Consider the following 13,407-nt stretch of genomic DNA (forward strand, 5'->3'; position numbering starts at 1 on the left):
TTTTCCGGTTTCGCGACGTGTGCTCCATATCTTGCGCGTTGCCTTGGGAGGATGCGTGGCACAAAAGATCAAACTTTCGACGATTGCCGAAACGCTCGGTATTTCAACGGCAACTGTATCGCTTGCCTTACGCGACAGCCCGCTCGTTGCGGGCAATACGCGGGACAAGATCAAGGAACAGGCGCGCGCGCTCGGCTATATTTACAACCGCCGTGCGGCGAGCCTGCGCACCTCTCGCTCAGGCATCGTCGGCGTCGTCGTGCACGACATCATGAACCCGTTCTACGGCGAAATCCTGAAGGCGATCGAAAGCGAGCTCGATCGCAGCCGTCATACCTTCATTCTGTCCAATCATTACGATTCGGTCGAGAAGCAGCGCACCTTCATCGAGACGCTGCTGCAGCTCGGCGGCGATGGCGTCATCATGTCGCCCGCGATCGGCACGCCACCGGAGGACATGCAGCTTGCCGAAGCCAACGGTATGCCGGCGATTCTGGTCGCACGCTCGATGGAGGGGATGGACCTGCCGACCTATCGTGGTGACGACAGCTACGGCATTTCGCTTGCCACCAATCACCTGATCGGGCTCGGCCACCGCTGTATCGCCATGATCGGCGGTACGGATCAAACCTCGACTGGCCGCGATCGCTATCAGGGCTATGTCAATGCGCTGCGCAAGGCGGAAATCGAAGTCGATCCGAACCTGCGCATTCCCGGTCCGCGCTCGATGCAGGGTGGGTTCGAGGCGGCTGTGCATTTCCTGTCGCTGCCGCAGAAGCCGACGGCTGCCGTCTGCTGGAACGATCTCGTCGCCATCGGGCTCATGAATGGCATTGCGCGTGCCGGTCTTGTGCCGGGCAAGGACATCTCGGTTACCGGCTATGACGATCTCGAAGAAGCCTCGCTGTCGACGCCGGCGCTGACGACGGTCTGGAACGGGCAGGCCGAAGTCGGCCGCCTTGCCGCCCGGGCGCTTCTCGATCGCTTGGCCGGCAGCCACGAGCCGGACGGCATCCACCTGATCAAACCCGAGATGCGCATCCGCCAGTCGACGAGCCCCTACAGAGCCCGCCAGTAAGACAAGAGGAAGAGCCATGTCCCGCATTGCCATTCTCGTTCCAGGGAAGATACACGAGCGCGTTCTAGCGACATTGAAGGACCGTTTCGAGATTGTCGCGATTGAGAACAACGAGACGTTGAAAATCGACGCCGACACTGCAAGCCGCATTCGCGGCGCGGCCGTCAGCGGCGCGTTTCCCGGCAGGTGGATGGATCAATTGCCGAGTCTCGAGGTGATCGCGAGCTTTGGCGTCGGCTATGACGCCGTGGACGTCAAGCATGCTGCTGAAAAGGGAATCGTCGTCACCAACACGCCGGATGTGTTGAACGACGAGGTCGCCGACACCGCAATCGGCCTGCTGCTCAACACCGTCCGCGAGCTGCCGCGGGCGGAGAACTGGCTGCGCGATGGCCACTGGAAGCCGGGTTCTGCCTACCCATTATCGCGCTTTTCCTTGAAGGGGCGGCATGTCGGTCTCTATGGCCTCGGCCGCATCGGTCAGGAGATCGCCAGGCGCCTCGAACCGTTCAAGGTGAAGATCAGCTATTATACGCGCACGAAGCATCCGGACGTCGCCTACGACTATCACCCGACGCTGAAAGGCCTTGCCGACGCCGTCGATACGCTGATTGCGATCGTGCCGAAGACCCCCCATACCCACAAGACCATCGACGCGGAGATCCTTTCGGCGCTCGGCCCCGACGGCATTCTGATCAATGTCGGCCGCGGCTGGACGGTCGATGAAGCGGCACTCGTCTTGGCGCTGAAGAGCGGCGCGCTGGGTGCTGCGGGCCTGGATGTCTTCTACGACGAGCCGGTGGTTCCGGCCGAACTATTCAGCTTGCCGAATGCCGTGCTGATGCCGCACGTCGCTTCCGCCTCGATCCCGACTCGCAACGCGATGGCCGATCTGGTTGCCAGCAATCTCATCGAATGGTTTGAGAAGGGCAGGCCGCTGGCGCCGGTGCCGGAGACATCTTCAAGGCGTTGATTCGTGGACCGCAGCCGGTTGCAGCTTTCCGGCTGCATATTCCCTTGCCGCATCACCGAAGGCTGCGAAGATCTGGTTCGAGGGTTTGTCGGTTTCAGCCCAGTATTCCGGATGCCATTGCACACCGACGGCGAAGGCTTTGGCGTCGATGACGGAAACCGCCTCAATCGTTCCATCTTCGGCGATCGCCTCCACCTGCAGGCGAGGCGCCGTCCTGGCAATTGCCTGACGGTGCAGCGAGTTCACCTGGATTTCGCCGGGGCCGATGATGCGGGCGATGCAGGAGCCTTCCTTGACGAAAACGCTCTGGCGGATCGCATACATGCCATCACGATCGACATCGGCCGGCTTTCTGTGGTCCCAGATGCCTTCCTGCTCGTGGATTTCGCTGGCAAGCGAACCGCCGAGCGCGACATTCAGCTCTTGTATCCCGCGGCAGATCGCGAGCAGCGGGATGGCTCGATCGATTGCACGGCGGATGAGGGGTATGGCCGTTGCGTCACGCGCGCGATCGAAAGGCCCGTCGCTCTCACGGGTTTCAACGCCATAGAGTGAGGGATGGACGTTGCTCGCGGAACCAGAAACGAGCAAGCCATCGACCCGGTCGAGGATTGCGTCCGTGTCGTAGCCTTCCTCGAACGCGGGGATGATGAAGGCCATGACGCCGGCTGCGTTCAGCGCCGCACGCACATACTGGTGCTGGACGGCATGCCAGTTGGCACCGTCGAGGGTGCGGATATCGGCAGGAACGGCGACGATCGGCTTGGTCATTTTCGGTCCGGAAAGCTCTCGATTTTTCTATTGTGAGAGCCGAGATCGGCCTCAATGTCAACGTCTCCGCGCAATGACGGGCCAAATTGCGGCTATCGGAGCCGTCCAGGCGGAAGGCGTTTGCTAAACTGCTGATTCTTGATGGAAACACGGCGCCTGCCCAATTGCTGCCGTGATGCGAAAGTCTCATCGACTAAAGCTTGAAACGCAGGCGGCCACATGCTTAGCTCGCCTATTGCACCGGGTAGGAAAGAAATTGTCCGTGCATACCATCTATACGGGAGGTTTTTGATGGATCGTCGTTCGTTTATTAAGAAGGCCGGAACTGCAGGGGCAGGTGCCGTTGCGGCAAGCGCACTCGCCGCGCCGGCGATCGCGCAGGAGAATCCGAAGATTTCGTGGCGCATGACCTCTTCGTTCCCGAAGAGCCTGGACACGATCTTTGGCGGCGCGGAAGATATCGCCAAGCAGGTCTCCGAAGCGACAGATGGTGCCTTCAAGATCCAGCCTTTCGCAGCCGGCGAAATCGTGCCCGGCCTGCAGGCCGCCGACGCCGTCAGCTCGGGTACCGTCGAATGCTGCCACACGTGCTCTTATTACTTTGTCGGCAAAGATCCGACGTATGCGATTGGCACGGCGATTCCTTTCGGCCTTAACGCGCGTCTCACCAATGCCTGGTTCTTCGAAGGCAACGGCATCAACCTGATGAACGAATTCTATGCAACGCAGGGCATGTTCGGCCTTCCGGCCGGCAATACGGGCGTGCAGATGGGTGGTTGGTTCCGCAAGGAAATCAATACGCTGGACGACCTCAAGGGCGTCAAGATGCGCATTGCCGGCCTTGCTGGCCGCGTGATGGAAAAGCTCGGCGTCATCCCGCAGCAGATTGCCGGCGGCGACATCTATCCGGCGCTCGAAAAGGGCACGATCGACGCGTCCGAGTGGGTCGGTCCCTATGACGACCTGAAGCTCGGCCTGCACAAGGTCGCCAAGTACTACTACTATCCGGGCTTCTGGGAAGGCGGCCCAGCGATCCATGCTTTCTTCAATCTCGAAAAGTGGAACAGCCTGCCAAAGCACTACCAGACGATCCTTGCCGACGCCTGCACGTACTCCAATACCAGAATGATGGCGAAGTACGATATGAAGAACCCTTCAGCGCTGAAGCAGCTCGTCGCCGAAGGTGCGACGCTGCGTCCCTTCAGCCAGGAAATTCTGGAAGCTGCTTTCCAGGTTTCGACCGGCCTCTACGCTAATATCTCGAGTTCGAACCCGTCTTTCAAGAAGATCTACGACGACCAGACCGCATTCAAGCGTGACGCTTATCTCTGGATGCAGCTCTCGGAATATACGTTCGACACTTTCATGATGATCCAGCAGCGGTCGGGCAAGCTCTAGGCGGCTTGGATTCCTTCTGCGCGTTCATCACATCTGCCAAAAAGAAGCCCCGGATCGAGATCCGGGGCTTCTTCATTGCATTCAATTGATCTTCGGCGGCTGGCTGAGATCGGGTTGCGGTGCCGGCTGTACTGGATTGGCCGGCGCGGGCGTCGCAGGAGCCGGTTGCTGACCGGGCAGGCCGTTCAGTGGCGGCAGGGTGAGACCCGGGATCTGTGGTGAACCGCCGCCAGGCGCCGGCGGCAACGAGAGCTGGTTGCCGCCGAAGCCGGGTATTTCGATCTTGATCGTATTGAGATCGACGGCCGGACCCTTGTTCAGCCAGTAGGTCACGGATTGCGGCCAGAAGATCACGACTGCAACAAGGATGAGCTGCATGACGACCCAGGGGATTGCGCCCATGTAGATATCCCGCGTCTTCACGTCGCGGCTGGCGATAGAGCGCAGATAGAAGAGCGCGAAGCCGAAGGGCGGATGCATGAAGCTGGTCTGCATGTTCACGCAGATGAGCACGCCAAACCAGATCAGGTCGATACCGAGCGCCGAAGCAACGGGTGCCAGCATTGGGATGACGATGAAGGCGATTTCGAAGAAATCGAGGAAGAAGGCGAGGACGAAGATGAAGACGTTGACGAAGATCAGGAAGCCGACCTGGCCGCCAGGGATGCCGGACAGCATGTGCTCGATCCAGCGCGAACCATCCATGCCCTGAAAGACGAGGCTGAAGCAGGTCGAGCCGATCAGGATCATCACCACCATCGAGGTGATATGCATTGTCGATGTCATGGCTTCGCGGACCAGCGGCCAAGTGAGGCGGCGATGGAGCGCTGCGAGTACCATGGCGCCCACGACGCCGAGGGCGCCGGCTTCCGTTGGCGTTGCAAGGCCCATGAAGATCGTGCCAAGCACGAGGAAGATGAGGACGACGGAAGGCACCATACCGGCCAGCACCTTCATTAGCAGTGCCCAGTTGAACTCGCCGCGCACCTCCTTCGGCAGCGGCGGCATCAAGCCCGGTCGGAAGATGGACAGGAACAGGATGAAACCCAGGAAGATCGCGACCTGCAGGACCGAAGGGCCGATGGCGCCGAGATACATGTCGCCGACCGATCTGCCGAGCTGGTCGGCAAGAACGACGAGCACGAGCGAGGGCGGGATGACCTGGGTGATCGTGCCCGATGCTGCAATGACGCCCGTCGCGAGCCGCGGATTATAGCCGTAGCGCAGCATGATCGGCAGCGAGATCACGCCCATGGTGATGACCGATGCCGCAACAGTGCCGGTGATGGCGCCGAGAACAGCGCCGACGAGGATGACGGCATAGGCGAGACCGCCTGGAACGGCGCCGAAAAGCTTACCCGTTCCTTCGAGGAGATCCTCCGCCAGGCCGCACCTTTCCAGAATGGCGCCCATGAAGGTGAAGAAGGGAATGGCAAGCAGCAGGTCGTTGGAAACGATGCCGAAGATGCGAAGGGGCAGGGCCTGCAAAAAGGCCTCGCTGAAATGGCCGGTTGCTATGCCGATGATGCCGAAGAAAAGGCCGACGGCCGCGAGCGAAAAGGCGACCGGAAAGCCGTAGAGCATGAAGATAACCATGCCCAGAAACATCGCCGGCGGAATGATACCGAAGTCAAACAAGTCCGTTCCTCCCGGAGAGCTTTATTGCAGGGGCTTTTCGTATTTCGTTTCGAGCTGGATGTAGCCACTCAACGCGGCGACCCTCTTGATGAGTTCCGAAATACCCTGCAGCACCAGGAGTGCGAAACCTGCGAAAAGAATAAGCTTGACCGGCCAGCGAATGAGCCCTCCGGCATTGGCGGATATCTCACCTTGCTGGAAGGCGATCACGAAATAGGGCCAGCACAGGTAAGCCAGGAAGAAGCAGGCCGGAATCAGGAAGACGATCAGGCCGATGATATCGATCCAGATTCTAGCTTTGTCGGAAACCGATCCGTAGATCAGATCCACGCGCACGTGCTCGTTGTTGCGCAGCGTATGAGCTGCACCGAGCACGACGATGTAAGCAAAGAGATACCATTGAATCTCCAGCCACCCGTTCGAGCTGTAATTGAAGAGATAGCGGACGGTTGCGTTGCCCGCGCTGATGAGGCAGCAGAAAAGCACCATGTAATCCGCGATTTTTCCGATAAATTGGCTGACGCTATCGATCAGCCGGCTGACGCTTAGAAACGCCGGCATGCCTTCTCCCCTTATCTGCCTTTGCGGCAAGTTCTCCCTTTTTGAATTTGTTTAAACTACGGTTTCCGAAATTGAAAGAATAAACGGCCCTGTAGGATTTTAGTCGTAGATACTGGCTGCCGCGGCATGGCTGCATCATGTACGATCAGCAACCTAAGCGTGGTTTATTTTTCCATGAACCTCGCCATAAGGCTGTGAAGAGTGTTTTAAACTTTGAAATTCCCTCTAGGGTTTTAGAAAAAACAACCAAATACATAGCGTCAAGGAAATCAATTTTTAAAGGGTTCTCCGTATTATCCCGGCGCACAGGGAAAGTATGGATGAAGCCACATAACCCGAACAGGGTCCCTACGGACGTGTATCTGTCGTTTGTGAGTTCTCTTTCCGGGAACCGCATGACGCTCCTCGCCGGCGTCATTGTGCATGTCGCGACCTTCCTGGCGGTTGCAGCCAAGACGCAATCCCTCGTCTATGTGCTGCTGTCGGCTGCAGCTCTCCTGGTCTTCTGCATCCGCATGGTCATCTTCCGGCGGTTCGATCTTGTGGACAAGGAGAAACTGTCGCGCGCTGGGAGCGGATACTCGTTGCCGCTGCAGCCTGCACCACCGCCATCCTCGGCATCGGTAGCGGCTACGCCATCTTCGTCGTCCACGATTCCTTCGCCGAGCTCGCCTGCATCTCCGTCACCATGGCGACTATGGTTTCTGTCGTCGGCCGCAATTATGGCTCGCGGCTGGCGGTTGACCTGCAGACTTTCTCCTGCTGCCTGCCGATGATCGTCTGCAGCCTGATGGCGTTGGATTTCTATCGCGGCATCCTCTCGATCTTCCTCATTCCCTTCTGGCTGACGACGCGGGCGATGGCCAATGGCGTGCGCGAGTTCCTTTATGAGAATGTCATCGCCCACCGGCAGATATCGCTGATCGCCGATCGTTTTGATACCGCGCTCAACAATATGCCGCACGGCCTCGTGATGGTCGATCCATCGAACCGTATCCAGGTGATTAACCGCAAGGCCTGCGAGCTTCTCAAGATCGGCGATCCGGACCGATTGAAGGATCGCGATCTTGGTGCCGTCCTGCGCTACGGCGCGCGCTATAGCTTCATGGACGCCTCGCAACCGGAGCTGATCCTGCGGCAGCTGACCCAGGTTGCCGAGGAAGGCCTGTCGCGCACTCTGATCCATTTCCCCGAGAGCTTGTCGCTGGAATTTTCCGCGAAACACCGCGCCGACGGCGGCGCCGTTCTGATCTTCGAGGACGTGTCGAGCCGCGTGAAGGCGGAACAGAAGATCCTGCATATGGTCCGCTTCGATGCCCTGACCGGCCTGCCGAACCGCGAATATTTCGGTCATCTCGTCCAGGAATACCTCGACCGTCACCCGAAACGGCGCGGCCCGCTTGGTTTCATGGTTCTCGACATCGACGAGTTCAAGCACGTTAACGATATGCGCGGCCATATCACGGGTGACCATCTGCTCTGTGCGATCGCGGCGCGGGTCAAGGTTGAAGCAGGCAATGCCATCGTCGGCCGTCTCATGGGCGACCAGTTCGTCATCTTCTTTCCGCATACCAAGAGCAGCGAAGTGCTCGATGCCGAAATCCGCAGGGTGCATGCCGCTATCCAGGGCAACTACGACGTGGACGAGGTTACCTTCCTCGTGTCGCTCAGCGCCGGCTATGCGATCCTCGAAAGCAATGCATTTGCAATGGAAGAGTGGAGCATCAAAGCGGACCTCGCGCTCTTTGAAAGCAAATCGCGGTTGCGTGGCGGCATCACCGGCTTCGAACACGAAATGGATGGCCGCTATATCGAGCAGCAGAAGCTGAAGGCGGATTTGCGCGAGGCGGTGGCTGCGGACGCGTTGAGCGTCGCCTTTCAACCGATGTTCAAAGCCGATGGAACGCGCATCGAATGCGCCGAGGCGCTGGCGCGCTGGGTCCACCCGGAAAAGGGCGCTATTCCGCCGGACGTCTTCATCCGTCTTGCCGAGGAGATGGGCATCATATCGGACATCACGCGGTTCATCCTTTTCAGGGCCTGCAGCGAATGCGTGACTTGGCCCGATCACATCGCGATATCGGTCAATCTTTCGGCACGCGACCTGCGTGACAACGATATCCTTGCCGTCGTTTCGGAAGCGCTTTCGACATCCGGCCTCAAGGCGTCGCGGCTGCATCTGGAAATTACGGAAAGCTGTCTTATCGATGAGCCTGCGGCGGTGCGCGCCATTCTCGCGGAACTGCGCTCCCACGGCATCACCATAGCGATCGACGACTTCGGCACGGGCTTCTCCAGCCTTAGCTATCTCGATACATTGCCGCTTGATATCGTAAAGATCGACCGCTCCTTCGTTCGCAATATCGCGGAAGATACGCGCCGACTGAAGCTATTGCGCGGCACGGTCAACCTTGCTCGCGAACTCGGGCTCAAGATTGTCATCGAAGGTGTGGAAACTCTCGAGCAACTGGCGTTGCTCAACAAGCATCGCAGCGCGGATCTCGTGCAGGGCTATGTCTTCTCTCCGCCAGTACCCTCGAAAGAGATCGGCATCCTTTCGCAAGCACTGAGCCGCCGCGCCGCCCAGCGCCGCCGCAGCAAGGTCGCTTGAGCCGACCGCGCCCTCGCTGCAAGAGCCCGCATAACCGCGGCTGTTAACCTTAATAATTCAGATACGTCAAAAATTTTTGATAGTTCTTGCACTTTGCTCGGCCAGATATGATTAATGGCCCGTTAACAGCGGGGGCATTAATGGCGTCAATCCCTTTGAATACAAGTGACTTTTCAAGGAAGCTTCTCGAAATTCTGGATCACGTTGAATATCGCCGCATCGAAAGCACCGAGGACATGGAGGATGTCGAGCGGTTGCGCTGGAAGGCCTACAAGGCTCACGACGTGCTGGCGCTCGCCCCCAAGGGGCTGTTGGACGATAGCGATTTCGACAGCCATGCCTATGTCTTCGGCCTCTACTACTACGGCGAACTGGTCAGCACCATCCGACTCCACTATGCGACGCCGGAGCATCGCGTCACCCAATCCGGTGGCGCCTTTCCCGAGGCGATCGATGCGCTTCTGGACGCGGGGCTGACCCTGATCGATCCGGCGCGCTTTGCGGCCGATCCCGAACTGACCGCTGACCTGCCGTGGATTCCCTACCTGACGCTGAGGCCCAGCATCGTCGCGGCGGCGTATTTCCGTGCCGCCCGCGTTCTTCAGTTCTGCCGGCCTCCGCATGCCGCTTTCTACAAGCGGGTCTTCTATGCTGATACGATCGTGCCAGGCCGGCTCGCGAAGAATTACGGAATCGACATGACGCTGATGGCGACGAATGTCATCGAAGTCGGCCGCAAGCTTCTGACGCGCTATCCCTTCTTCATTTCCAGCGCCAGCGAACAGCGCATGATGTTCTCCCGCGACCCCGACAGCACGCTGCCATCGCTCACCATCATCCCGACCGCTCGCTTCGTGCCGGAGGGCCAACTCGGCACCGATCTGCCGCTTTGAAAGCCGCGCCCATGAAATGCCGAAGCGTACCGGCTGCGGCATTCTCATGCATTGCGCTTTTCCCAGGCTTTGTGTAAGCCCTGAATGGGATCAGTCCCTCGCGAAGGCAGGGGAATCATGGCATTCAGGCGGCCCGTATCATCCATGCGGGCGGGTATTGAGGGAGACGAAATTTCATGGCCGAAGAAAACAATGGACCCGTCGAAGTCGGCGCGCCGATGGACTACACGGAACATGAACAAACCTATAATCTGTTCATCTCGGCTGCGAAATACGGCACGATGTTCCTCGTCGCTTTGCTGCTTGGCATGGCAGCTGGTTTTTTCACCAGCAGCGGCTTTCTCGGCGGTCTTCTGGTTTTTCTCATCATCTTCGTTGCCGGCATCGTCCTGCTGCGCTGACCGCAGCAGGCGAGGAGCGGCATTTCCGAATTTTTGAATAGGTGCTTGGCCCGAGCGGGTGAGCCCGCGGTGGTCTGGCTGACCCGGAGGAGGGGCAGTTGGGCAATATCGTTTTCATTGCAAAAGAATCGAGCGGTTCCGAGACACGTGTTGCGGCGTCCGCAGAGACCGTGAAGAAGATGAAGAACCTCGGCTTCGACGTAGTGGTCGAGGCAGGCGCGGGCGCTCAGTCTCGCATACCGGACAGCGAATTCGAGGCTGCAGGGGCGCGAATCGGCTCCGCAAGTGAAGCGGCAACTGCGGACGTGGTGCTGAAGGTGCGCCGCCCGACGGAGGCGGAGATCGCAGGCTATAAGAGCGGTGCAGTCGTCATCGCGATCATGGATCCCTACGGAAACGACGAGGTGATTGCAGCGATGGCCAAAGCGGGCCTTTCTGTCTTCGCGATGGAACTGATGCCGCGTATCACCCGCGCGCAATCCATGGACGTTCTTTCATCTCAGGCAAATCTTGCGGGCTATCAGGCCATCATCGAAGCGGCGGCGGCTTATGATCGCGCCCTGCCAATGATGATGACAGCGGCGGGCACCGTTCCGGCCGCCAAGATTTTTGTGATGGGGGCAGGCGTGGCAGGCCTCCAGGCGATTGCGACGGCGCGCCGCCTCGGCGCTGCGGTCTCGGCCACGGACGTTCGCCCCGCTGCCAAGGAGCAGGTCGCCTCGCTCGGCGCCAAGTTCATCGCTGTCGAAGACGGGGAGTTCAAGGCGGCGGAGACGGCCGGCGGCTATGCCAAGGAAATGTCCCAGGAATACCAGGCAAAACAGGCAGCCCTCGTTGCCGAGCATATCGCCAAGCAGGACATCGTCATCACCACGGCACTGATCCCTGGACGCGCTGCGCCGAAGCTCGTATCGCGCGAGATGCTGGCTTCGATGAAGCCCGGCGCCGTTGCCGTCGATCTGGCGGTCGAGCGTGGCGGCAATGTCGAAGGGGTGGTTGCAGACGAGGTCGTTGAGGTCGAAGGCGTGAAGGTGATCGGCTTTGCCAACATGCCGGGCCGGATCGCCACCAGCGCTTCGGCGCTCTATGCCAAGAACCTCGTCACCTTCCTCGAGACCATGGTCAACAAGGAAACCAAGAGCGTTGTCTTGAACCTCGATGATGAACTCATCAAGGCAACCATGCTGACCTATGCGGGCGATGTCGTACACCCGGCATTCGGCGGGACGAAGAAGGGGGACAACTGATGGCCGGTGAAGCAATGGACAAGGCGCTGGAGCAGCTCGACCAAGCGGTCAACGCAGTCGTGACTGCGGCCGCGCAGGCACCGGAAGCGGCAAGTGCGGCGACGGGCGGGGCGATCGATCCCTTCATCTTTCAGTTCGCGATATTCGTGCTAGCGATCTTCGTCGGCTATTACGTCGTCTGGTCCGTGACCCCTGCGCTGCATACGCCACTGATGGCCGTCACCAACGCCATCTCCTCGGTCATCGTTGTTGGCGCTCTGCTTGCGGTCGGCATTTCGGCAAGCGGGCTTGCGACCGGCTTCGGCTTCGTCGCGCTTGTTCTCGTCTCGGTCAATATCTTCGGCGGTTTCCTCGTCACGCAGCGCATGCTGGCGATGTACCGCAAGAAAGACAAGTGAGGCCGGACGAATGACCAATATCGCAGCTTTCCTCTATCTCGTCTCCGGCGTGCTTTTCATCCTGGCGCTCCGCGGCCTCTCCCACCCGGCCACCAGCCGCAAGGGCAATCTCTACGGCATGATCGGCATGGGGATCGCGATCCTCACGACGCTGGTGCTGGCAACGCCTTCTTTCACCGGGTTCGTGCTGATCGTGCTCGGACTGGCAATCGGCGGCGGGGCGGGCGCCTATATCGCCCGCGTCATTCCGATGACCTCGATGCCGCAGCTGGTGGCAGGCTTCCACTCATTGGTTGGTCTTGCCGCCGTGCTCGTTGCGGCCTCCGCGCTTTATACACCCGCCTCCTTCGGCATCGGCGATATCGGCTCGGTCCGTGGAGAGGCGCGTATCGAGATGGCGATCGGCGCTGCGATCGGTGCGCTCACCTTTACCGGCTCGATTATCGCCTTCCTGAAGCTCGACGGGCGGATGTCCGGCAAGCCTATCCTCCTGCCCTTCCGGCACATTATCAACATTGGGCTGCTGGCACTGATTGTGCTCTTCATCGTCGGGCTCGCTGCAACGGAAAGCCATTTCGACTTTTGGGCCGTGGTGGCGCTTTCGCTGGCGCTTGGCGTGCTGCTGATCGTGCCGATCGGGGGCGCGGACATGCCGGTGGTCGTCTCCATGCTGAACTCCTATTCCGGCTGGGCGGCCGCCGGGATCGGTTTCACGCTCGGTAATCTCGCTCTGATCATAACCGGTGCGCTGGTCGGCTCTTCGGGCGCGATCCTCTCCTATATCATGTGCAAGGGCATGAACCGTTCGTTCATATCCGTCATCCTCGGAGGCTTCGGCGGCGAGACTTCTGCAGGTGCTGCGGATAATTCCGACAAGACCGTCAAACTCGGCTCGGCGGAGGATGCAGCCTATCTGATGGCGAACGCTTCCAAGGTCATCATCGTGCCGGGCTACGGCATGGCGGTTGCACAAGCGCAACATGCGCTGCGTGAACTGGCCGACAACCTCAAGAAGGCAGGCGTCGAGGTCAAATACGCAATCCATCCGGTCGCGGGCCGCATGCCCGGCCACATGAACGTGCTGCTGGCCGAAGCAAATGTGCCCTATGACGAGGTCTTTGAGCTCGAGGACATCAACTCCGACTTCGGCCAGGCCGATGTCGCTTATGTCATCGGTGCCAACGACGTCACCAATCCAGCGGCGCGCGATGACAAGACCTCGCCGATCTACGGGATGCCGATCCTCGATGTCGACAAGGCCAAGACCTGCCTCTTCGTCAAGCGCTCGCTTGGCTCCGGCTATGCCGGCATAGACAATACGCTCTTCTACAAGGACGGCACGATGATGCTGCTTGGCGACGCCAAGAAGGTGACCGAAGAGATCAACAAGGCGATCGGCCACTGAGCCATGGCCCGGCTCCGAGCCGAGTGTTCATAG

11 protein-coding genes and 1 pseudogene are annotated in these 13,407 nt (G+C 59.5%); 9 read left to right on the forward strand and 3 right to left on the reverse strand.

The annotated features are described in order from the left end of the window. The first annotated feature begins 55 nt into the window (after nucleotides 1-55). The gene (locus ACZ9BX_RS18965) at nucleotides 56-1,078 is read left to right on the forward strand and encodes a LacI family DNA-binding transcriptional regulator (protein ID WP_132562757.1); all 1,023 of its coding nucleotides are present in this window, start codon (nucleotides 56-58) and stop codon (nucleotides 1,076-1,078) included. Between the two features lie 16 nt (nucleotides 1,079-1,094). Next, the gene (locus tag ACZ9BX_RS18970) at nucleotides 1,095-2,051 is read left to right on the forward strand and encodes a 2-hydroxyacid dehydrogenase (protein ID WP_476219576.1); all 957 of its coding nucleotides are present in this window, start codon (nucleotides 1,095-1,097) and stop codon (nucleotides 2,049-2,051) included. Here ACZ9BX_RS18970 and ACZ9BX_RS18975 read toward each other — a convergent pair. Further along, nucleotides 2,040-2,822: a gamma-glutamyl-gamma-aminobutyrate hydrolase family protein gene (locus ACZ9BX_RS18975; RefSeq protein WP_476219578.1), complete on the reverse strand. Its 783-nt coding sequence runs from the start codon at nucleotides 2,820-2,822 to the stop codon at nucleotides 2,040-2,042. The genes ACZ9BX_RS18970 and ACZ9BX_RS18975 overlap by 12 nt on opposite strands. 291 nt (nucleotides 2,823-3,113) lie before the next feature. On the opposite strand from ACZ9BX_RS18975, the gene ACZ9BX_RS18980 reads away from it, so the two are divergent. Further along, on the forward strand, nucleotides 3,114-4,220 hold the full coding sequence (locus ACZ9BX_RS18980; RefSeq protein WP_132562751.1) for a TRAP transporter substrate-binding protein: 1,107 nt from the start codon (nucleotides 3,114-3,116) through the stop codon (nucleotides 4,218-4,220). A gap of 81 nt (nucleotides 4,221-4,301) precedes the next feature. Here ACZ9BX_RS18980 and ACZ9BX_RS18985 read toward each other — a convergent pair whose 3' ends face one another. Next, nucleotides 4,302-5,858, reverse strand: coding sequence for a TRAP transporter large permease (locus tag ACZ9BX_RS18985; RefSeq protein ID WP_476219580.1), 1,557 nt, complete (start codon nucleotides 5,856-5,858; stop codon nucleotides 4,302-4,304). 21 nt (nucleotides 5,859-5,879) lie between these two features. After that, entirely contained in the window at nucleotides 5,880-6,419 is a 540-nt protein-coding gene (locus ACZ9BX_RS18990) for a TRAP transporter small permease subunit (protein WP_476219582.1), read from the reverse strand. A 320-nt stretch (nucleotides 6,420-6,739) separates the two neighbouring features. Here ACZ9BX_RS18990 and ACZ9BX_RS18995 point away from each other — a divergent pair. The 6 genes and pseudogenes from ACZ9BX_RS18995 (at nucleotide 6,740) to ACZ9BX_RS19020 (ending at nucleotide 13,374) form a co-directional block, all read left to right on the forward strand. After that, nucleotides 6,740-9,030 (forward strand): annotated as a pseudogene (locus tag ACZ9BX_RS18995) (putative bifunctional diguanylate cyclase/phosphodiesterase). 140 nt (nucleotides 9,031-9,170) lie between these two features. Beyond that, on the forward strand, nucleotides 9,171-9,923 hold the full coding sequence (locus ACZ9BX_RS19000) for an N-acyl amino acid synthase FeeM domain-containing protein (protein ID WP_027507976.1): 753 nt from the start codon (nucleotides 9,171-9,173) through the stop codon (nucleotides 9,921-9,923). A gap of 176 nt (nucleotides 9,924-10,099) precedes the next feature. After that, nucleotides 10,100-10,324, forward strand: coding sequence for an aa3-type cytochrome c oxidase subunit IV (locus ACZ9BX_RS19005; protein ID WP_027507977.1), 225 nt, complete (start codon nucleotides 10,100-10,102; stop codon nucleotides 10,322-10,324). Nucleotides 10,325-10,422: 98 nt separating this feature from the next. Next, a complete protein-coding gene (locus ACZ9BX_RS19010) occupies nucleotides 10,423-11,571 on the forward strand; it encodes a Re/Si-specific NAD(P)(+) transhydrogenase subunit alpha (RefSeq protein WP_476219586.1) in 1,149 nt (382 codons plus the stop codon). Further along, entirely contained in the window at nucleotides 11,571-11,969 is a 399-nt protein-coding gene (locus ACZ9BX_RS19015) for a proton-translocating transhydrogenase family protein (RefSeq protein ID WP_476219588.1), read from the forward strand. Before ACZ9BX_RS19010 ends, ACZ9BX_RS19015 begins: the two co-directional genes overlap by 1 nt. Nucleotides 11,970-11,979: 10 nt before the next feature. After that, entirely contained in the window at nucleotides 11,980-13,374 is a 1,395-nt protein-coding gene (locus ACZ9BX_RS19020) for an NAD(P)(+) transhydrogenase (Re/Si-specific) subunit beta (protein ID WP_476219590.1), read from the forward strand. The last annotated feature ends 33 nt before the right edge of the window (nucleotides 13,375-13,407 follow it).

The organism is Rhizobium sp. USDA 3886, assembly GCF_056279785.1.